This is a genomic window from Nocardioides sp. B-3 (genome assembly GCF_024703895.1).
In the GTDB taxonomy this organism is placed as follows: Bacteria; Actinomycetota; Actinomycetes; order Propionibacteriales; family Nocardioidaceae; genus Nocardioides.
This window is the reverse complement of the sequence record NZ_CP087968.1, coordinates 2,548,180-2,567,554: the sequence shown is the minus strand read 5'-3', so window position 1 is coordinate 2,567,554 and position 19,375 is coordinate 2,548,180. Positions and strand designations below refer to the sequence as shown.

Genomic DNA, 19,375 nt, shown 5'->3' with positions numbered 1-19,375 from the left:
TCGATTCTTTCACCACTCAGAGCAGGGACCGCAGCACGCCACCCGGGGCGTGGGCCACGTCTCCCGCGACGATCGGCCCGCCACCGGAGGCCGCGGTGGCCGCGGCGCCGTGCACCCGGGACCCGACGGCGGCCGCGTCCCGGGGGTCGAGGCCGGCAGCGAGCAGGGCGCCGATCAGTCCCGCGAGCACGTCGCCGGCGCCGGCGGTCGCCAGCCACGGGAGCCCGGTCGTCGTCACCCGGACCCGTCCGTCGGGCCGGGCGACGAGCGTGTGGCGGCCCTTCAGCAGCACGACGGCGTCGAAGCGCTCCGCCGCCGAGCGGACGTGTGCCAGCGGCCGTGCCTCCACGTCGGCGCGGTCCACCCCGAGCATCGCGGCCAGCTCGCCGGCGTGCGGCGTCAGCACAGTCGGTACGGCGAACGGCCCGTCGACGAGGGCGAGCGCATCGGCGTCCACCACGACCGGGACGGCGTCGGCGAGCGCCGCGTCGAGCGCGCCGGCCGCGTCGTCGCCGCTGCCGGGACCGACGACCCCGGGCTGGACCCGCCCCTCCCCACGACCTCGGGGTGGCGCTGTCGCACGACGTCCGCCGCGTGCCCGACGTAGCGCACCATGCCGGCCAGCCCGGACGACGCACCGGCCACGCACAGCAGTGCGGCCCCCGGATAGGTCTCGCTGCCGGCGCGCACCCCGACGACGCCGCGGGTGTACTTGTGGGCGTGCTGCGTCGGCCTCGGCAAGAGCCTCGCGACGTCCGCCGGCTGCAGCGACTGGACCCCGGCCGGGGGTGGTGAGAGCCCGATGTCGACGAGGTGCACGACACCGCAGGCGCTGGCGGCCGGGTCGACGAGGTGCGCCACCTTGTGGGTGCCGAACGCGACGGTGAGGTCGGCGCGCACGTGGGGGCCGTCGAGCTCACCGGTGTCGACGCCGACCCCGGACGGCACGTCAACGGCGACGACCGGGACGCCGTCGAGGGCAGCCAGTGCCGCAGCGGCATCGGGACGCAGCCCCGGCCGGCCGCCGATGCCGACGACGGCGTCGACCACGACGTCGGGTGCGAGGCCGACCACGGAGTCGACCAACCGCCCACCGGCGGCCAGCATCGCGTCGAGTCCGGCCTCGTGGTGGCGAGACCCCACCAGCAGCGCGTCGACGGCCACTCCGCGGCGGCACAGCAGCGCTGCGGCGTACAACGCGTCACCGCCGTTGTCGCCGGAGCCCACGAGCAGCACGACCCGGCGCCCGTAGCCGCCGCCGAGGAGGTCGAGCACCGCGTGGGCGAGCCCGGCTGAGGCTCGCTGCATCAGGACGCCCTCGGGCAGGCCGCGCATCGCGGCGGCCTCGGCGGCGCGCACCGGGCGACGGTGTGGGCGGAGCGCATGGCCAGCACGCTACCCATCAAATGCCGGCGACGCCCCGGCCGAGCGGCCGGGGCGTCGTCGACGGTGAATCAGTTCTTCGGGATCCGGAAGACCTGGCCCGGGAAGATCAGGTCGGGGTTCTCGATGTTGTTCAGCTTGGCGATCTCCCGGTAGGAGACGCCGAAGCGGGCGCCGATCTCGGAGAGCGTGTCGCCGGACTTGACCGTGTAGGTCTCGAGCTTGGCGTCATCGCGCTTCTCGCGGGCGTCCTCACGAGCCTCCCGGCGGTCCTCGCGGGCCTCCCCGGCGGTCCTCCTTGCGCCCCCGGCGGTCCTCGCGGGCCTCCTTGCGCTCGGCCTTCTCCTCGGCCGTCGCGGCCGGGGTGGTGGGCGCCGGCTCGACGGAGTCGGCGGGCTGGACCGGGCCGGTGGTCGGCTCGGTGGTCGGCTCGGCCGTCTCCGTGTCAGCGCTGTCCTTGTCGACCGGGATGGTCGGCGGCGCAGGCGTGGCCGAGTCGTCGGCGGTCGTGGTGTCGGCCTTGTCGACCGACTCGTCCTTGACCTCTTCGTCCTTCGACGCCTGCGTCGAGACGGCGTCCTTGAGTGCGTCCTTGACGTTGTCCGGGAACCCCATGTCACTACCTCACTGTGTGATCGTCACCCGAGTGACTCCATTCGGGACCGTCGTCGACGGCGAGCCAACGCTAGCCCAGTCACCCTTCGAGCACCACGACGGCCGACGCGATGCCTGCGTCGTGGGACAGCGAGACGTGCACGTGGTGCGCACCCAGCACCTCCGCGCGAGCGGCCACCGTGCCGCGTAGCTCGAAGCGTGGTCGCCCGGTCTCCTCCGACACGATCTCCGCGTCGTGCCGGGCCAGTCCGGCCGGCGCACCGAGCGCCTTGGCGATCGCCTCCTTGGCGGCAAAGCGTGCGGCGAGCGACGCGAGGGGTCGGCCCGCCTCGTCCGGCGTGAACAGTCGCTCCCGCAGCGCGGGCGTGCGCTCGAGCGATTCGCCGAACCGGGCGACATCGACCACGTCGATGCCGACGCCGATGACGGGCACAGCTATTCGACCGTGACGGACTTGGCGAGGTTGCGCGGCTGGTCGACGTCGTGGCCCATCCGGGTGGCGAGCTCACACGCGAACAGCTGCAGCGGCACGACCGCGACGACGGGCTGCAGGAGGGTGGGCACCCGCGGCAGCCGGATCAGCTCATCGGCGTACGGCGTGATGGACTCGTCGCCCTCCTCGGCAAGGACGATCGTGTGGGCGCCACGGGCGCGGATCTCCCTGGATCGCGCTGACCATCTTCTGGTGGAGCTCGTCGCGACCCCGGGGAGGCACGATGCAGAACACCGGAAGACCCTCCTCGATCAGGGCGATCGGGCCGTGCTTGAGCTCGCCGGCGGCGAAGCCCTCGGCGTGGATGTAGGCGAGCTCCTTGAGCTTGAGCGCGCCCTCGAGCGCGATCGGGGAAGCCGGCGTGGCGGCCCGGGAACAGCACCGACTTGGTGTCGGCGTGCTTGGCGGCGAGGTCGTAGATGGCCTGCGAGCGGTCGAGCACCGTCTGGACGTGCTCGGGCATCTTGGCCAGCTCGTCGAGGACCCGGGAGATCTCGTCGCCGAACTTCGTGCCGCGCACCTGGGCGAGGTAGAGGCCGAGGAGGTAGCACGCGACCAGCTGGGTCAGGAAGCCCTTGGTCGAGGGCGACCCCGATCTCCGGACCGGCGTGGGTGTAGATCACCGCGTCGGACTCTCGGGGGATCGTGGAGCCGTTGGTGTTGCAGATCGCCAGCACCCGCGAGCCCTGCTCACGGGCGTGCCGGATCGCCATCAAGGTGTCGGCCGTCTCACCCGACTGGCTCATGGCGACGACGAGGGTGTCGCGGGTCAGGATGGGGTCGCGGTAGCGGAACTCGTGGGAGAGCTCGACCTCGCAGGGGATGCGGGTCCAGTGCTCGATGGCGTACTTCGCGACCAGACCGGCGTAGTTGGACGTGCCGCAGGCGACGATGATGATCTTGTCGACCGTGCGCAGCTCGTCCTCGGAGACCCGCACCTCGTCGAGCTGGAGCTTGCCGTGTCCGTCGTGACGACCGAGCAGCGCATCGGCGACCGCACGAGGCTGCTCGAAGATCTCCTTGCGCATGAACCAGTCGTAGCCGTCCTTCTCGGCGGCCGACAGGTCCCAGTCGACGTGGTAGCGCTTGCCCTCGGACGGGCTGCCGTCGAAGCCGGTCACCTCGACACCCTCCCGGGTGATCGTGACGACCTCGTCCCGGCCGAGCTCCATCGCCTCACGCGTGTGCTCGATGAAGGCGGCGACGTCGGAGCCGATGAAGTTCTCGCCCTCGCCCAGACCGACCACCGGGGGCGAGTTGCGTCTGGCCGCGACCACGCGGGACGGGTCCTCGGCGTCGATGGCGACGAGCGTGAAGGCACCCTCGAGTCGCTGACAGACCTGCTGCATCGCGGTGGTCAGGTCGGCGCCCGACTGCACCTCGAGCTCGAGCAGGTGTGCGGCGACCTCGGTGTCGGTCTCGGAGAGCAGCTCGTGGCCGGCATTCTCCAGCTCGGAGCGCAGCGCCGCGAAGTTCTCCGGGATGCCGTTGTGGACGACCGCCACTCGGCGTACGCGCCCGAGGTGGGGGTGGGCGTTGACGTCGTTGGGCGCACCGTGGGTGGCCCAGCGGGTGTGGCCGATGCCGGTCGTGGAGGCGGGAAGGGGCGACTCGCCGATCGCCTTCTCGAGGTTGGCCAGCTTGCCCGCGCGCTTGTCGGAGGCGAGCGTCCCGTCGTGGATGAGCGCAATGCCGGCCGAGTCGTAGCCGCGGTACTCGAGGCGACGCAGGCCCTCGATCACGACGTCTTGCGCCTGCTTGTCCCCGACGTAACCCACGATTCCGCACATGCGCGGGAGTCTACGCAACGCACCACCGCCGCCCTGACGCGCAGCCGGTGCAACAATCCTCGACATGTCGGACGCCACAGGGTTGGCCATCGCGAGCGAGTCCTCCCCCTATGTGGAGCTCGATCGCGGGGCATGGGCCGCGCTGGCCCGGGAGACCAAGAGCCCGCTCACGCCCGACGAGGTGCGGCAGCTGCGCGGGCCCGGGAGACGAGCTGGACCTTCGCGAGGTCGAGCAGGTCTACCTCCCGCTGTCGCGGCTGCTCTCGATGTACGTCGCGTCCGCGAGCCGGCTGCACCGCAAGCAGGAGGAGTTCCTGCACCGCCAGCAGCCGCCGCGCACGCCCTTCGTGATCGGCTCCGGCCGGATCGGTGGCCGTCGGCAAGTCGACGACGGCCCGCGTGCTGCAGCAGATGCTCGCGCACTGGCCCGAGCACCCCAACGTCGCGCTGGTCACCACCGACGGCTTCCTCTACCCCAACGCCGAGCTCGAACGCCGCGGGATCCTGCACCGCAAGGGGTTCCCCGAGTCCTACGACCGCAAGGCGTTGTTGCGATTCGTCATCGACATCAAGTCGGGGCGCGACGAGGTCGAGGCGCCGACGTACTCCCACCTCGTCTACGACGTCGTGCCCGACGAGAAGGTCGTCATCAAGCGACCCGACATCGTGATCATCGAGGGCCTCAACGTCCTCCAGCCCGCGCGTTCGCGACGACGGTCGCGCCGGCCTCGCGGTCAGCGACTTCTTCGACTTCTCCGTGTACGTCGATGCCGCGCTCTCCGACATCCGCAAGTGGTACATCGAGCGGTTCCTGCGGCTGCGCGAGACAGCGTTCGTCGACCCCGCGTCCTACTTCTCGAAGTACGCCGCCCTCAGCCGGGACCGGGCAACCGAGGTGGCGACGCACATCTGGGACACCATCAACGGCCCCAACCTGACCGAGAACGTCGCGCCGACGCGCGGTCGCGCGACCCCGGTGCTGCGCAAGGACGCCGACCACTCCGTGCGTTACGTGCGGCTGCGCAAGCTCTGAGCCCCGACCCGCAGCGGACGTCATGAGGAATGACTGTTCGAACGGGCAATCCTCATGACGCAAGGTCGCAGCGGCGCCAGCCCCGGCCTGCGAGCGCCGCCTCGATCTGCTCGAAGAACTCGTCGGGGGCGACGCGGAGCCCGAGGAGCGGCAGCCGGAGCACCAGCGCGTTGCCGAGTGCCACGTCGTTGTGTCGCAGCGCGTCCGCGACGACGTTGGTGGCCCGGGAGTGCTGGATCCCGTCGATCTCGACGACCACACCCCATTCCTCCCAGATCACATCGAGGTAGTAGCGGCCGCTCCTCCCCTTGCGGACGACTTGGCGGGTCGGCTCAGGAAGGCCGCGCTCGTGGCACAGCCGGGCGAACTCCTGCTCGCCGAGGGATCGAACTCCGTCGAGCAGATCGGTGATGACCGACGTGATCAGCGCGCGTCGCCGATCCCTCTTGATGCGCAGCAACTCCTTGACCAGCTGCTCAGGCGTGGTCAGTCGCTGCTGCACGGCCATCGTCAGCAGCAGCGTGGCCTGCTTGTCGGACCGCGCCCAGAGTGCCGCCCGGATCGCGGCGACGTGGGCCTTGGTCCGCGGCACCCCGACTCCGACCTTGTCAGCGTCCGCCAGCCGCCGCGTCTGCCTCACGTTGATGCCGGGTCCCCGCCGTACGAGAACACCACGAGGCACCGAGACCCGGACGACCTCCTCCGTGTAGTGCTCCAACCCGGCGGCGATCAGCGCCGACGCTCCGTCCGGGCAGGCACGATCACCGGCCTCGAAGACCGCCGCCCACAGCAGACCCGAGTGCGAGATCGGTCCGGTGTGGACGGCCGAGCTCTGCGTGTGGACGCGCTGCCATCGTCCGCCCCGACGGTGGGCGGTCACCTCGGATCGCGTGAGGCCGGCGGCGTACACCTGACGTCGAGACACGATGCCGCCCCCGGCCCTCGGCGCGAGACCGTGCGGCGCCGAGGTTCGCCTCACGCGCCGACCGACTTCGTGGGTGCTTGCCCTTCCTTGCCATGCGCTGAGGCTGGCTGCTCGCACGACCGCACGCGAGCGCCTGTGCCTCTCACCTGTGGATGGGCCGGGCCTCCGGTGCCATGTGCACGGTTCCCGGCCCGAGCCCCCGTGCTGACGTCATGGAGGCTGCCTGTCTCGAACAATCAGACCTCATGACGTCCGGGTCGGCCCCGGCGACCTCAGAGTGCGAGCTGGGCCTTGACCACACCGGCGAGGCGGTTGGCGACGTCGTTGGCGATCTCGGACGTCGGCGCCTCGACCATCACGCGCACGAGTGCCTCGGTGCCGGAGGGGCGGAGCAGGATGCGGCCGGTCTCGCCGAGAGCGGCTTCCTCCTCGGCCACCGCTGCGGCAAGGACGGCGTCCTCGTCGGTGCGCGCCTTGTCCACGTCCTTGACGTTGACGAGCACCTGCGGCAGGCGGGTCATCACACCGGCGAGCTCCCGGAGGGACTGACCGGTGGCGGCCATCCGCTCCAGCACCTTCAGCGCGGTGAGGATGCCGTCGCCCGTGGTGGCGTAGTCGGAGAGGATCACGTGGCCGGACTGCTCGCCGCCGAGGGAGTAGCCGGAGACCTTCATCGCCTCGAGGACGTAGCGGTCGCCGACCTTGGTCTGGCGGACGCCGACGCCCGCGGCCTTCATGGCGCGGACGAAGCCGAGGTTGCTCATCACGGTGGCCACGACGGTGTCCTTGACGAGCAGGCCCCGGTCGCGCAGCGAGGGCGAGCACGGCGAGGATCTGGTCGCCGTCGACGACGTTGCCCTCGTGGTCGACGGCCGGGCAGCGGTCGGAGTCGCCGTCGAGGCCGAAGCCCGCGTCGGCGCCGTGCTCGACGACGGCCTTCTGCAGGGACTCCGGGTGGGTCGACCCGCAGTCGTCGTTGATGTTCAGACCGTCGGGCTCGGCATGGATCGCGATCACCTCGGCGCCCGCGTCGCGCAGCGCCTTCGGACCGGCCTCGAAGGCCGCCCCCGGCCGCGCAATCCAGCACGACCTTGAGGCCGGCCGGGGGCAGGGTCGTGGAGGCGACGAGGTGGGCGGCATAGTCGCTCACCGCATCGGCGTACGGCGACACGCGACCGACGGCACCGCCGGTCGGTCGCTGCCACTCCTCACGCATGCGGCGCTCGATCGCGACCTCGATCGCGTCGTCGAGCTTGTGTCCGCCCCGGGCGAGGAACTTGATGCCGTTGTCAGGCATCGGGTTGTGCGAGGCCGACAGCATCACGCCGAGGTCGGCGCCGAGCGAGCCGGTGAGGTAGGCGACGCCGGGGGTGGGCAGGACGCCGAGGAGGAGCACGTCGACACCTGCCGACGCGAGCCCCGCCACGACGGCGGCCTCGAGGAACTGCCCGGAAATGCGCGTGTCCCGGCCCACCACGGCGACGGGGCGATGCCCCGCGAAGTCACCGCGGTCGGCCGGGACGTGTGCCGCGGCAACGGAAAGGTCCGGGGCCAGCTCCGCCGTCAGTGCGACGTTTGCCAGACCCCGGACCCCGTCCGTGCCGAAAAGGCGTGTCATGCAGGCAGGTCAGCGCTTGCTGAACTGCGAGGCCTTGCGGGCCTTCTTGAGCCCGGCCTTCTTGCGCTCGACGGCGCGGGCGTCACGCGTGAGCAGCCCGAGCTTCTTGAGCTCGGCGCGGTTGGCCTCGACGTCGATGCCGTTGAGCGAGCGGGCCACGCCGAGGCGCAGGGCGCCGGCCTGACCGGCGATGCCGCCACCGTGGATGCGGGCGAGCACGTCGAAACGACCCTCGAGCTGCAGCGCAACGAAGGGCTCGTTGACGATCTGCTGGTGCAGCTTGTTGGGGAAGTAGCTGTCGAGCGTGCGGCCGTTGACGGTCCACTCGCCGGTGCCCGGGACGATCCGGACGCGAGCGACGGCTTCCTTGCGACGGCCGGTGGCCGCGCCGGGGGCGATCGTCGCGGGACGCAGCGGGGCGTCGGCGGACGGGGCGCTCTCGGAGCTGTAGGCGACGCCGTCGGCGTCGGTCTCGTAGGTCTCCTCGACCTCTGCGGTGTTCTCGATGTTCTCAGTCACTGTCAGTCCTAGTGCTTACTGGGAGATCTGCGAGATCTCGAACGGGATGGCCTGCTGCGCGGCGTGCGGGTGGTCCGCGCCGGCGTAGACCTTGAGCTTCTTCAAGACCCGGCGACCGAGCTTGTTCTTGGGGAGCATGCCCCAGACAGCGTTCTCGATGGCCTTGCGGGCGTCCTTCTCGAGGAGCTCACCGAACGGCGTCGAGGAGAGGCCACCGGGGTAACCTGAGTGGCGGTAGGCAAGCTTGGTGACCTTCTTGTTGCCCGAGAGGGCGACCTTGTCGGCGTTGATGATGATCACGAAGTCGCCCATGTCCATGTGCGGAGCAAAGGTCGGCTTGTGCTTGCCGCGGAGAAGGTTGGCGGTCTGGACGGCGAGGCGTCCCGGGACCACGTCGGTGGCGTCGATGACGAGCCACTCTCGCTGGATGTCAGCGGGCTTGGGGCTGTACGTGCGCACGGCTGTATCCCGTTCCGTTCGTAGTGCCAGCTGGGAGGTGTCCCAACCGGTGTGGTGCTGCGGCTTCTGACGAACACTGCCCGGCTCATCTTCGTCCGGGTCTGCACCCTCGATCCGTGCGGGACCGGGGCGCGGCAGGAGTCGCGACCAGTCAGATTACGCGCGTCGTCCCGAGGGGGTCAAAACGGCGCAGGAGCGGCCCTTCCCCTCGGCGGGCCGCGGGTCTTGAATGGAGCGACCCGCTCAGAGGAGATGCCCGATGACCCACCGCCCCGCACGGCGCCTCGCCGCCGCCGTTCTCGCACTGCCTCTTGCGTATGCCGCGCTGCCGGCCAGCCCCGCGCAGAGCGCCGCCCCCGCGGTTGCCCACGTCGCCGCGCCCGTCGCTCTCAGCGCCACGCTGCGTCCCAGCGGTGACGCCGACGGCTCCGGGCACGCGATGCTCACGCTGAACGAGGCCGGGCGCAAGGTGTGCGCCACGATCCACTGGTCCGGGATCGCCGACCCGACCTTCGCCCACGTCCACAAGGTGTCCGACGGCAGCGTCGTCGTCGACCTCACCGGTGCGGCGACCGGAGGAGCGAGGTGCACCCGCGGCGTCAGACGCAGCCTCGTCCGGGCGATCGTCGCGAGGCCGGGGCGCTACTACGTCAACGTCCACACTGCGCCGTACCCCGCCGGAGCGATCCGGGGCAAGCTGCACCCGGTAGGCCACACCTCTGGCGTCCACGATCCGGGGTGCGGTTGGCACGCGTGCGCGAGACGCGGCTAGGTTGGACGGACATCTCACATCCCGTATCGAGGAGCCGACGTGACCGACGTAGCGGCCAACACCACGGACTCCCTGACCGTCCACGACAACCGCACCGGCCGGGAGTACGACATCCCCATCACCGATGGGACCATCAACGCCAAGGACCTGGGCCAGATCCGCACAGCCGAGGACGAGCCCGGTCTCGCGACCTACGACCCGGGCTTCGTCAACACCGCCTCCTGCCGCAGCGCAGTCACCTTCATCGACGGCGACAAGGGCATCCTCGAATACCGGGGCTACCCGATCGAGCAGCTCGCGGAGTCCTCCTCGTTCCCGGAGGTCGCCTACCTGCTGATCAACGGAGCGCTGCCGACCAAGGACGAGTACGACGCGTGGGTGCACGAGATCACCTACCACACGTTCGTGCACGAGAACGTGAAGTCCTTCATGGAGGGCTTCCACATGACGCCCACCCGATGGGCATGCTGATGGCCTCCGTCGGGGCGCTGTCGACGTTCTACCCCGACGCGCGCAACATCACCGATGCCGACAACCGGCACATGCAGATGGTGCGGATGATCGCGAAGATGCCGACGCTGGGCGCCCTGGTCCTTCCGGCACGCGCAGGGCAAGCCGTTCATCTATCCCGACAACGACACGGGCTACACCGCGAACTTCCTCTCGATGCTCTTCAAGATGAGCGAGCAGAAGTTCGAGGCCGACCCTGCGCCCGGTCAAGGCCCTCGACGTGCTCTTCATCCTGCACGCCGACCACGAGCAGAACTGCTCGACCAACGCGGTGCGCTCGGTGGGCTCCAGCCGAGTCGACCCCTACTCGGCCGTCTCTGCCGGTGTCGGCGCGCTCTTCGGCCCGCTGCACGGCGGCGCCAACGAGGCTGTGCTGCGCATGCTGCGGCGCATCGGCAGCAAGGAGAACATCCCCGCCTTCATCGAGGGCGTGAAGAACGGCAACGAGAAGCTGATGGGCTTCGGGCACCGGGTCTACAAGAACTTCGACCCGCGCGCCACGATCATCAAGAAGGCCTGCGACGACGTCTTCGAGGTGACCGGGGTCAACCCGCTCCTCGCGATCGCCCGGGAGCTGGAGAAGATCGCGCTCGAGGACGAGTACTTCATCAAGCGCAAGCTCTACCCCAACGTCGACTTCTACTCCGGCCTGATCTACGAGGCGTTCCAGTTCCCGCCGGAGATGTTCACGGTCCTCTTCGCGATCGGGCGTACGCCCGGCTGGCTCGCGCAGTGGTCGGAGCTGATCCGGGACAAGGACCAGAAGATCGCGCGCCCGAAGCAGATCTACACGGGCGAGCGTCAGCTGACGTTCGTGCCCGCTTCCGAGCGCTGGGCGTAGTCCCAAGTTTCCGAGCGAAGCCCACCACGAGCAATCGTGGTGGGCTTCGCCCGTTCAGCGGTCGAAGACAGCCGTCGTCCGTGCCGGCACGCTGACCCGCTCCCCGGTCACCGACGAGCCCTTCACGACCTCGTCCCCACCGGTGGCCTGCACGTCGTGCAGCGTCCAGCCTTCGCCCGCGCCGCCGACGGACTGTTCGTCCGGGGTCGCGTTGAAGACGACGAGCACTCCGTCGCGATCAGCGTCGGCATCGGCGCCGGCGGTGTCGTCGATGAGCATCGCGATGACGCCGGGCGCCGCGTCGAGGAACCTCACCTTGGCTCGGATCGCGTCGGCCGAGCCGAGTCGGAACAGCCGCGACGACATCCGGATCCGCAACAGCTCCCGGGCGCGCTCATGCGCTGCGTCCATGGCCACCGCGCCCGGCTTGAGTGCCGGGTCGGCCAGCAGCGGCCGCATGAACTCCCACTTGGCCTCGTTGTCGGCTCGCAACGGCAGCCCCGACCCGAAGGTGTTGTCGCGCCGCTCCCAGTCGACGCGGTTGAACCAGTCCCCCGAGTCGTAGGAGTTGCGATCCAGCGACTTCGAGCGCAGCAGGTCGGTGCCGGCGTGCCAGAACACCACGCCCCGGGAGAGCGCGACGGTGGACAGCGACACGGTGTTCATCCGCACCCGGTCCGCCATCGAGGTGCCCTGAGGGAGCTTGAAGGCGAGGGAGTCGAACAGTGTCTCGTTGTCGTGGGCATCGACGTAGGTCACCGTCTCGCCCGGATCGGCGGCATACCCCGCCGGTTGCCCGTTGTAGTCGACGTCATTGCCGACCACGGTCTCTCCGCTGGAGTCGCGGAACGAGAAGTCGCGGAGGTTGCCCGCCGGGCCGAGCTTGACCCGGGTCCTGCAGGTGCAGCAGGCGGGTCCGCTGCTCCTCGACGGTGCCGTTGACCGCGTCGCCGTTGGCATCGGTGAAGAGCCCGGAACCGAACCCCTGCACACGGGGGTTGTCGTCGAACGGTCCGCCACCGCGTACGGCGTCTCGCAGCCGGTCGGAGAAGGACCCGATTCCGGTGCCGGCGAGATTGAGCTGGGTGGCCTGCACGAAGCGGGCGTCGTTGGCGACCTCCCCGAAGTTCCAGCCCTCGCCGTACAGGTAGATCGAACGCCCGTCGACGCCGTCGCGACTCACGGTCAGCGCGTCGAGCGCCGATCGCAGCCGCTGCATGTTCTCGAGGCTGTGGTGGCCCATCAGGTCGAAGCGGAAGCCGTTGACCTTGTAGTCGCGCGCCCGGGTGAGCACGGAGTCGATCATCAGCTTCTCCATCATCGCGTGCTCGGTGGCGGTGTTGGAGCAGCACGTGGAGCTCTCGACCGCTCCCGTGGCGCTGAGTCGCTGGTAGTAGCCGGGCACGACCTTGTCGAGCACCGAGGTGGCTGCCTGACCGTGAGCCGCCGTGTGGTTGTAGACGACGTCCATGACCACCTGCAGCCCGGTGGCGTTGAGGCCCTGCACCATCCGGCGGAACTCCACGGTGCGGCCCGGGGCCGTCCGGATCGGTGGCGTAGGAGCCCTCGGGCGTCGTGTAGTGCAGTGGGTCGTAGCCCCAGTTGAAGCCATCGTGGGGTCGGACGTCCTCGACGCACTCCTGCTGCTCGGTCGAGTCCGGCGCCATCGCCGCGAGATCACATGCGGGCGTCCGCTGCGCGGCGCGCTGCTCCTCGATGGTCGCGATGTCGAACGCTGGCAGCAGGTGCACCGTGTTGAGCCCGGCGTCGGCAAGTCGACCCGGGTGGCGCATGCCGGCGGTGTCGTCGTGGGTGAACGCGAGATAGGTGCCCCGCTCCCCCGCCGGGACGGTCTCGTCGCCGATCGAGAAGTCGCGGACGTGCAGCTCGTAGACGTTGCGGTCCTCCGGCTGCGCGATCGCAGGCGGGGTCGTGGTTGCCCAGCCTGCCGGCGCCGGGGCCGGGTCGGAGAGGTCCACGACCACCGACCGCCGCGAGTTGGCAGTGAGGGCGACGGAGTAGGGGTCGGTCACCGTGTTGGTGACGACCTGCTGCTCCGACGGCGCCCAGACGCGCACGTCGTACGCGTAGGTCGCGCCCTTCCACGAGGCCGGCCCCGTGACCGTCCGGGCACCGTCGTCCTGACGCCGCATCGCAAACTCCTCGCCCCGGACGACTGCCGCGACGTGCTGGGCAGTGGGGGCCCAGACCGCGAGCGTTGGACGGCCGCTGCTCCACGAGACACCGAGCTGGCGGTCGGTCGCGTCGGCGGCGTACACGTCGTCGAGCACGCCCGGGAGCTGCAGCCCGGCGGCGTCGTGGAGGGTGCCGTCCCGGTTGTAGGACGCGACGGCGACCCTGGCCCGTGAGGATCTGCGGCACCTGCTTGACGGTGTCGCGGCCCAACCGGAAGGCCTCGTAGCCCTCGAGGTGCGGGAAGTCGGCCAGCACGTCCGCGGGCAGTCCCTCGGGGGTCATGGGTCAGGGCCGCGCTGGAGCCGCCGGTGACGGCCTCGGCGTCGACGGCGAGGTCGCCGGCTTCCGACCAGTGCAGGCGGTAGCGGCGCGACTCGGCATCGGGGACGTCCCGGGCGACGAGATCGCCACGCACCCAGTGAGCGGTCGCCGCCGCGAGGTCCGGTGACGCACCCGCCGACCGGGTGCTGATCGTCAGCACGTGGCTGCCCGAGTCATAGGTGAAGACCACTTCCACTCCTGCCGCGGGGACGTCGAAGGCGACGTTGGCGCCGTCGCGGGCCCCACCCGCGCCGTAGTTCTCCGACCACGACAACCCGTGGGTCACCTTGGTCTCGTAGCTGCCGGCCGGCAGCGATGTGGTTGCGAACGTGTAGGTGCCGTCGGCGTCGGGATCCTTGAGCCAGCCGCGCATGCAGTCGGGTGCCCAGTCGCTCGAGCAGCCGAGCTCGGACTGCATGCTGCCGGCCGGGGGTGATGATCGGATCGCTGGCGTCGGTGGTGATCCAGTGCGAGCCGTGCTCGTAGTAGAAGGTCACCCGGTCCTCGGCGGACAGGTCCAGCGCGAGGTTCGAGCCGTTGGGGGCTCCCCCGGCTCCGTAGTTCTCGTCCCACGACCGGTCGATGGCCGCCTTGTACTCGTAGCCGCCGGCGGGCAGGGTCACGGTCTTCTTCCAGACCCGGGTCGTTGGCGTCCAGCGCCATCTGTGCCTGCTCGCAGTCGGGCATCCAGTCACCGGGGCACTGGATCTCGGAGTTGTGGCTGCCGGGCATCGACACGGCTGCGGGCTGCGTGACCGGTCCGCCACCACCGCCACCGCCGGGCGGCGGCTCGGTCGTCGGGTCACCGACGACACCATGGGTCGAGCTGACCGAGAAGTTGCCCGACGAGTCGCGCAGGACCGCCCTGTACTCCAGCAGCGTGCCCTTGGCGAGTCCCGAGACGTCGTGGAAGACGCGGTACGGCGCGTTGTCGTCGGTCCCGAGCGGGGTCCAGTCCGTCGCGCCGACCGGTCGCCATGCGAGCGTGACCTGGTTGAAGCCGCCGTCGGGGACGGCCACGGCGATCGGGGCACGCCCACCGACGACGCCGCCTGCCGAGGGCTTCTCGAAGTGCAGCGCAGGCGCCTGCTCTCGTTCGGCGAGGGTGCCGGCCGCACGCCACACCACGGCCGACAAGGCCGGCACGGTCAGCTGGATCCGCTGCTCCGCATCGCTCCTGACCGACGCGCTCGACGCCGGCCACACCTGCTTGAACGTGCCCTGCTTCATCTCCGTGCCGAGGGTGACGGTCCTCGGCGCAGTCGCGTTGTTGAGCGCAACGACGAACTCCCGACGCTCGTCGGCGTCGATGCGGCTGAACGCAAACACCCCGGCGTCATGGGAGGCATACCGGTGAAGCTGCGCGCCGTCGGCGAGCGCGGGGGTACGTCGATCGCAAACGCGCGAGGTCGCCGATGGTGCGATAGAGCGGGTGCGAGGTGTCGAAGTTGGCCTCGGCGGTGGTGGCGTCGGTGCCGAGCAGGTCGTCGTCGTTGTAGGAGGCCACGGCGCTCGGGAACATGTCCCGGCGAGCAGCCCGGTCTCCCCGTCACCGGTGAAGCCCTGCTCGTCGCCGTAGTAGACGACCGGCTGGCCCCGGGTGAGGTACATCAACGAGTGGGCCAGCCGATCCCGCTCGAGCGCCCGGTCGCCGTCGGCGAGGAACATGCCGATCCGGCCCATGTCGTGGTTGCCGAGGAAGGTCGGGATCTCGTAGGCATTGGAGTCGGTGTCGGTGTAGTAGTCGTCGCCCGCGTAGAAGTCGCGCAGCCCGGTTGTCGCCGCTCCCTTGGCGAAGCCGGTGCCCGCACCCCGGAAGCCGAAGTCGAGGGTTGCGTCGAGCCGACCCTCGGTCGTGAAGGTCGAGAGGTACGCCGGGTTGGCGTCGTACACCTCCCCGAACGCGAAGAAGTCGTCATTGCCGACCCGCTGCGCCTCCGCCCGCATCGCCGGCGCGAACTCCTGCCAGAACTCCATGTTGACGTGCTTGACGGTGTCGATGCGGAACCCGTCGATGCCGAACTCGACCCACTTCTCGTAGATGTCGACCATCCCGTCCACGACATCGGGCTGCTCGGTGAACAGGTCGTCGAGACCGACGAAGTCGCTGCACGTCGAGGACTCTCCGGCGAAGGTCGAGTCGCCGCGGTTGTGGTAGTTGGTCGGGTCGTTGAGCCACGCCGGCACCTTGAGCGTGCTGTCGGCCTCGGACGCGAAGACCGGCGTGTAGGGGAAGGACGTCGCGGCGTCCAGCGCCGGGAACGTCTCCCCACCGGCGTAGGTGCGGTCGTCGAAGACCTGCCCGCTGGAGTCGCGGTAGGGCTCGGTCGCCTTGTCGACGTAGGTGTGCTGCCCTTCGGCGTAGTCGATGACGTCGGCCGTGTGGTTGGTGATGATGTCGAAGAAGACCTTGATGCCGCGCGTGCGCGTTGTCGATGAAGGCCTTGAGCTCCGCGTTGGTGCCGAAGTGCGGGTCGATCTGCGTGAAGTCCGTGACCCAGTAGCCGTGGTAGCCGGCACTGGCGTTCTCGCCACTGCCCCGGACCGGACGGTTCTTGAAGCTGGGCGTCAGCCAGATCGCCGTCGTGCCCATCCCCTCGATGTAGTCGAGCCTCTCGGAGAGGCCGGCGATGTCACCACCGTGGAAGAAGCCCTTGTGCGTGGGGTCGAGACCGGTCTCGAGCGGTCCGCCGTCGAGCCCGCCCGCGTCGTTGGTCGGGTCGCCGTTGGCGAAGCGGTCGGCCATCACGAAGTAGAACTGCTCGCGCGTGAGCGGCGCGCGCAACGAGCTGCCGGCCATGGCGCGGTCGTCGGCCGTCACCTCGCCGGGCGGCAGCTCTGCGGGGGCGACCGCGACCCGGTGGGAGGTGTGGTCGTAGGAGAAGGTCAGCGCCGCCTCCTCGCTGAGCACGAGCGGGATGTTGGCGCCGCCAGCGTCGGCGCTGTACGACTCGTCCCGGGAGTCGTTGAGCGCCACCTTGAACTCGTAGGTGCCCGCGGGGACCTTGACGGTGGCGGCGTACGCCGACGTGCCCGGCACCGCCACGAGGTGGGTCTCCGCACACGCCGGCGCCCAGTCCCCGGCGCAGCCGAGCTCGTCCTGGAGGCTGCCGACGAGCGTGACGGCTGTCGGTGTGGCCGTGTGGTCCGCCGACGCGGAGACGGGCCCCAACAGGACGGACCCGGACACGAGGGTGGCGGCGACGAGCAGGGGTGTGCGCACGATGGTCTCCCGAGGTTGATGTGGCGGCAGTCACACTAGGAGTCCCTGACAACCTCTTGCAAGGCGTGCAAGATCTTTCAGATCGCGCCTGCGCGGAGGATGGCAGATCTTGCAGCGGCGACCTTCTTCGACGTCCCCAAGGTCGCTCTCAGGTGGTTCACAGCAGCCCGACGCACGCTGGTCGACATGAGCACAACGCCTCCCTCCGACTGGACGCCCTACGACACCGCCACGCTCCCGACCGAGCCCCCTCCGGAGCCGCCGCGGAAACGACGGGCCGGTCTCGCGGCCGTGGTCGCGACCTCGCTGATCGTCGGCGGCGGCGCCGGGCTGGGCGGCGCGGCGGTGTGGGACTCCACCCACACCGACGCGCCGAACGCGTCCGCGGAGCCGTCGGGCGACACCGCCCCCATCGCCCAGAGCGACGCGCCGGCGCCGGAGGGATCGGTCGAGGACGTCGCGGCCCGGGTGTTGCCGAGCGTCGTGAAGATCGACGTCACCGGCGCCGAGGGGTCCGGCTCGGGCTCGGGCATCATCCTGACCTCCGACGGCACCATCCTGACCAACAACCACGTGGTCGAGGTCGCGGGCGACGGCGGCACCATCACCGTCGACTTCGCCGACGGCAGCACGGCCGAGGCGACCATCCCGGGCACCGATCCGCTGACAGACACGGCCGTGATCAAGGCCGAGGGCGTGAGCAACCTGACGGCCGCCACGATCGGCAAGTCCGCCAACCTCAACGTCGGCCAGCAGGTCGTCGCGGTGGGGCTCGCCCTTCGGCCTCGACGCCACGGTGACCAGCGGCATCGTCAGCGCCCCTGGACCGCCCGGTGAACGTCGACCGTGACGAGAGCGGCAACTCCACGACGTACCCCGCCATCCAGACCGACGCGGCGATCAACCCCGGCAACAGCGGCGGCCCGCTGGTCGACATGACGGGTGCGGTCGTCGGCATCAACTCCTCGATCCGTACGGCGGCATCCCAGTCGGGCTTCGGGGAGCAGTCCGCGTCCGGCTCGATCGGGCTCGGCTTCGCCATCCCCATCGACGAGGTCATGCCGATCGTCGACCAGATGAGCGCCGGCGAGACGCCGACCCACGCGCGGCTCGGGCTCCCGAGTGGGCGGCCCCCGGGACGGCGGGACCGAGGGCGCTCCGGTCACCCGTGTCACTCCCGGCTCCACCGCCGACGAGGGAGGGCTGGAGGCCGGTGACGTGATCGCGCAGGTCGACGACCAGCGGATCACCGACGCCGACTCCCTCGTCGCCACGATCCGTTCCTACCGGCCCGGCGACAGCGTCGAGGTCACCCGGGTTCGGGACGACGAGACGCAAAGTGCCGAATTCGTGCTTGACTCCGACGGCGAGTGACTTGAACCTTCGACGCCGAGGAGCAGCATGCAGCTGGAGCTGTCCGCAGAGGACGCAGCGTTTCGCGACGAGATGCGGACCTTCTTCACCACCGAGTTCCCTCAGGCCATCCGCGACAAGGTGCTCTCCGGTCAGCACCTGACCCGCGACGAGATCGTGGCCAGCCAGCAGGCGCTCAACGCCGCCGGCCCGGCGGTGCCGCACTGGCCCGAGGAGTGGGGCGGCAAGGGCTGGACCAGCCTGCAGCGGCACCTGTGGCACGAAGAGATGCAGCGCGCGGGGGTCCCGACACCGCTGGCCTTCAACGCCTCGATGATCGGTCCGGTGCTCGCCCAGTTCGGCAGCCGGGAGCAGAAGGAGCGCTTCCTGCCGAAGACCGCCAGCCTCGACATCTGGTGGTCACAGGGCTTCTCCGAGCCCGACGCCGGGTCCGACCTCGGCGAGCCTGCGCACCACCGCCGTACGCGACGGGGACGACTGGATCGTCAACGGGCAGAAGACCTGGACCACCTTGGGGCAGTACGGCGACTGGATCTTCACCCTCGTCCGGACCGATCCGGAGGTGAAGAAGCAGGCGGGCATCTCCATGCTCCTGATCGACATGACGCTCGACGGGGTCGAGGTGCGACCGATCGAGATGATCGACGGCGGCCACGAGGTCAACGAGGTGTGGTTCTCCGACGTCCGGGTGCCGGGGGACCTGATGGTCGGGGGAGGTGAACAGCGGCTGGACGATCGCGAAGTTCCTGCTCGGCAACGAGCGCGTCGGCGTCGCCCCGGTCGGTGCCACGAAGCGGGCGCTGGCGACCCTCAAGGAGAACGCCGGCGACCTGCTCGACGACCCGCTGACCCGGGCCCGCATCGCCGAGATCGAGAACGACCTGCTCGCCCCGGAGCTGACCGCCCTTCGTGTGGTGGCGCACTCCACCGACGGCGAGCCGCACCCCGCCTCGTCGGTGCTCAAGCTCAAGGGCACGGTGCTCCAGCAGGCCGTCACCGAGCTCGCGCTCGACCTCGCCGGGCCGGGGGCGCTCGCCTCCGGTGCGGACGACGACTCTCCCGTCCCCGGCTGGGCCCGGCGCTCCGCACCGACCTACCTCAACCTGCGGAAAGCCTCGATCTACGGCGGATCCAACGAGATCCAGCGCCAGATCATCGCCCGCACGATCCCGGGACTCTGACATGGACTTCACCTACGACGACGAGCAGAAGGCACTGCGCGAGGCCGTCCGCGGACTCGCGACCAAGGCGTACGGCGAGTTCGAGAACCGGCGCCGGGCCGTGGCCGACGCTCCCGGGTTCG

General features: G+C 70.1%; 14 protein-coding genes and 12 pseudogenes. 10 read left to right on the top strand and 16 right to left on the bottom strand.

Annotated features, from left to right (window positions below):
- Nucleotides 1–16: 16 nt before the first annotated feature.
- From LP418_RS17110 to glmS, 6 genes and pseudogenes are all read right to left on the bottom strand, one after another.
- On the bottom strand, nucleotides 17–649 hold the full coding sequence (locus LP418_RS17110; protein ID WP_257952971.1) for an ADP-dependent NAD(P)H-hydrate dehydratase: 633 nt from the start codon (nucleotides 647–649) through the stop codon (nucleotides 17–19).
- A gap of 203 nt (nucleotides 650–852) precedes the next feature.
- Nucleotides 853–1,308 (bottom strand): annotated as a pseudogene (locus tag LP418_RS17105) (NAD(P)H-hydrate epimerase); the annotation flags it as partial.
- A 146-nt stretch (nucleotides 1,309–1,454) separates the two neighbouring features.
- A pseudogene (locus LP418_RS33695) lies at nucleotides 1,455–1,586 on the bottom strand (LysM peptidoglycan-binding domain-containing protein); the annotation flags it as partial.
- A 49-nt stretch (nucleotides 1,587–1,635) separates the two neighbouring features.
- Entirely contained in the window at nucleotides 1,636–1,998 is a 363-nt protein-coding gene (locus LP418_RS17100; RefSeq protein ID WP_257952970.1) for a hypothetical protein, read from the bottom strand.
- Between the two features lie 79 nt (nucleotides 1,999–2,077).
- On the bottom strand, nucleotides 2,078–2,431 hold the full coding sequence (locus tag LP418_RS17095) for a holo-ACP synthase (protein ID WP_257952969.1): 354 nt from the start codon (nucleotides 2,429–2,431) through the stop codon (nucleotides 2,078–2,080).
- Nucleotides 2,432–2,433: 2 nt separating this feature from the next.
- A pseudogene (glmS, locus tag LP418_RS17090) lies at nucleotides 2,434–4,281 on the bottom strand (glutamine--fructose-6-phosphate transaminase (isomerizing)).
- 64 nt (nucleotides 4,282–4,345) lie between these two features.
- Here glmS and coaA point away from each other — a divergent pair.
- Nucleotides 4,346–5,314: pseudogene (gene coaA, locus LP418_RS17085) on the top strand (type I pantothenate kinase).
- Nucleotides 5,315–5,366: 52 nt separating this feature from the next.
- Here the strand turns inward: coaA and LP418_RS17080 are convergent.
- From LP418_RS17080 to rplM, 4 genes and pseudogenes are all read right to left on the bottom strand, one after another.
- Nucleotides 5,367–6,293, bottom strand: coding sequence for a hypothetical protein (locus LP418_RS17080; protein WP_257952968.1), 927 nt, complete (start codon nucleotides 6,291–6,293; stop codon nucleotides 5,367–5,369).
- Between the two features lie 218 nt (nucleotides 6,294–6,511).
- A pseudogene (gene glmM, locus LP418_RS17075) lies at nucleotides 6,512–7,857 on the bottom strand (phosphoglucosamine mutase).
- A 9-nt stretch (nucleotides 7,858–7,866) separates the two neighbouring features.
- A complete protein-coding gene (gene rpsI / locus LP418_RS17070) occupies nucleotides 7,867–8,382 on the bottom strand; it encodes a 30S ribosomal protein S9 (RefSeq protein ID WP_442940275.1) in 516 nt (171 codons plus the stop codon).
- A gap of 9 nt (nucleotides 8,383–8,391) precedes the next feature.
- On the bottom strand, nucleotides 8,392–8,835 hold the full coding sequence (gene rplM, locus LP418_RS17065; RefSeq protein ID WP_257952967.1) for a 50S ribosomal protein L13: 444 nt from the start codon (nucleotides 8,833–8,835) through the stop codon (nucleotides 8,392–8,394).
- 259 nt (nucleotides 8,836–9,094) lie between these two features.
- On the opposite strand from rplM, the gene LP418_RS17060 reads away from it, so the two are divergent.
- Both LP418_RS17060 and LP418_RS31030 read left to right on the top strand, forming a co-directional pair.
- Nucleotides 9,095–9,607 carry a CHRD domain-containing protein gene (locus tag LP418_RS17060; RefSeq protein ID WP_257952966.1) on the top strand — a complete coding sequence of 171 codons (513 nt, stop codon included), beginning with the start codon at nucleotides 9,095–9,097 and terminating at the stop codon, nucleotides 9,605–9,607.
- A 39-nt stretch (nucleotides 9,608–9,646) separates the two neighbouring features.
- Nucleotides 9,647–10,958: pseudogene (locus LP418_RS31030) on the top strand (citrate synthase).
- A 54-nt stretch (nucleotides 10,959–11,012) separates the two neighbouring features.
- Here LP418_RS31030 and LP418_RS17040 read toward each other — a convergent pair.
- The 3 genes and pseudogenes from LP418_RS17040 to LP418_RS17030 form a co-directional block, all read right to left on the bottom strand.
- Nucleotides 11,013–11,783, bottom strand: coding sequence for an alpha-1,6-glucosidase domain-containing protein (locus tag LP418_RS17040; protein ID WP_257952963.1), 771 nt, complete (start codon nucleotides 11,781–11,783; stop codon nucleotides 11,013–11,015).
- Nucleotides 11,770–12,483, bottom strand: coding sequence for a hypothetical protein (locus LP418_RS17035; protein WP_257952962.1), 714 nt, complete (start codon nucleotides 12,481–12,483; stop codon nucleotides 11,770–11,772). Before LP418_RS17035 ends, LP418_RS17040 begins: the two co-directional genes overlap by 14 nt.
- 550 nt (nucleotides 12,484–13,033) lie before the next feature.
- Nucleotides 13,034–13,237 (bottom strand): annotated as a pseudogene (locus LP418_RS17030) (hypothetical protein); the annotation flags it as partial.
- A gap of 197 nt (nucleotides 13,238–13,434) precedes the next feature.
- Here LP418_RS17030 and LP418_RS17020 point away from each other — a divergent pair.
- Nucleotides 13,435–13,602, top strand: a complete 168-nt coding sequence (locus tag LP418_RS17020) for a hypothetical protein (protein ID WP_257952961.1) — start codon at nucleotides 13,435–13,437, stop codon at nucleotides 13,600–13,602.
- Between the two features lie 90 nt (nucleotides 13,603–13,692).
- Here the strand turns inward: LP418_RS17020 and LP418_RS33690 are convergent.
- The 3 pseudogenes from LP418_RS33690 to LP418_RS33680 form a co-directional block, all read right to left on the bottom strand.
- Nucleotides 13,693–13,848 (bottom strand): annotated as a pseudogene (locus LP418_RS33690) (pullulanase X25 domain-containing protein); the annotation flags it as partial.
- Nucleotides 13,849–13,999: 151 nt separating this feature from the next.
- Nucleotides 14,000–14,293 (bottom strand): annotated as a pseudogene (locus tag LP418_RS33685) (pullulanase X25 domain-containing protein); the annotation flags it as partial.
- 355 nt (nucleotides 14,294–14,648) lie between these two features.
- Nucleotides 14,649–16,665, bottom strand: a pseudogene (locus tag LP418_RS33680) (alpha-amylase family glycosyl hydrolase); the annotation flags it as partial.
- A gap of 219 nt (nucleotides 16,666–16,884) precedes the next feature.
- On the opposite strand from LP418_RS33680, the gene LP418_RS17005 reads away from it, so the two are divergent.
- From LP418_RS17005 to LP418_RS16980, 6 genes and pseudogenes are all read left to right on the top strand, one after another.
- Entirely contained in the window at nucleotides 16,885–17,535 is a 651-nt protein-coding gene (locus LP418_RS17005; RefSeq protein WP_257952960.1) for a S1C family serine protease, read from the top strand.
- Entirely contained in the window at nucleotides 17,532–17,915 is a 384-nt protein-coding gene (locus tag LP418_RS17000; protein WP_257952959.1) for a S1C family serine protease, read from the top strand. Before LP418_RS17005 ends, LP418_RS17000 begins: the two co-directional genes overlap by 4 nt.
- Nucleotides 17,821–18,072: a PDZ domain-containing protein gene (locus LP418_RS16995; protein WP_257952958.1), complete on the top strand. Its 252-nt coding sequence runs from the start codon at nucleotides 17,821–17,823 to the stop codon at nucleotides 18,070–18,072. Before LP418_RS17000 ends, LP418_RS16995 begins: the two co-directional genes overlap by 95 nt.
- A gap of 27 nt (nucleotides 18,073–18,099) precedes the next feature.
- Nucleotides 18,100–18,396, top strand: a pseudogene (locus LP418_RS16990) (acyl-CoA dehydrogenase family protein); the annotation flags it as partial.
- A 121-nt stretch (nucleotides 18,397–18,517) separates the two neighbouring features.
- A pseudogene (locus LP418_RS16985) lies at nucleotides 18,518–18,697 on the top strand (acyl-CoA dehydrogenase family protein); the annotation flags it as partial.
- A 91-nt stretch (nucleotides 18,698–18,788) separates the two neighbouring features.
- On the top strand, nucleotides 18,789–19,253 hold the full coding sequence (locus tag LP418_RS16980) for an acyl-CoA dehydrogenase family protein (RefSeq protein WP_257952957.1): 465 nt from the start codon (nucleotides 18,789–18,791) through the stop codon (nucleotides 19,251–19,253).
- Nucleotides 19,254–19,375 lie beyond the last annotated feature (122 nt).

Excerpts from the sequence above, each read along its gene's own strand:
- LP418_RS17060 (WP_257952966.1), top strand. The coding sequence starts at position 9,095 with ATGACCCACCGCCCCGCACGGCGCCTCGCCGCCGCCGTTCTCGCACTG.
- LP418_RS17020 (WP_257952961.1), top strand. The coding sequence starts at position 13,435 with ATGGGTCAGGGCCGCGCTGGAGCCGCCGGTGACGGCCTCGGCGTCGAC.
- LP418_RS17005 (WP_257952960.1), top strand. The coding sequence starts at position 16,885 with ATGAGCACAACGCCTCCCTCCGACTGGACGCCCTACGACACCGCCACG.
- LP418_RS17100 (WP_257952970.1), bottom strand. The coding sequence starts at position 1,998 with ATGGGGTTCCCGGACAACGTCAAGGACGCACTCAAGGACGCCGTCTCG.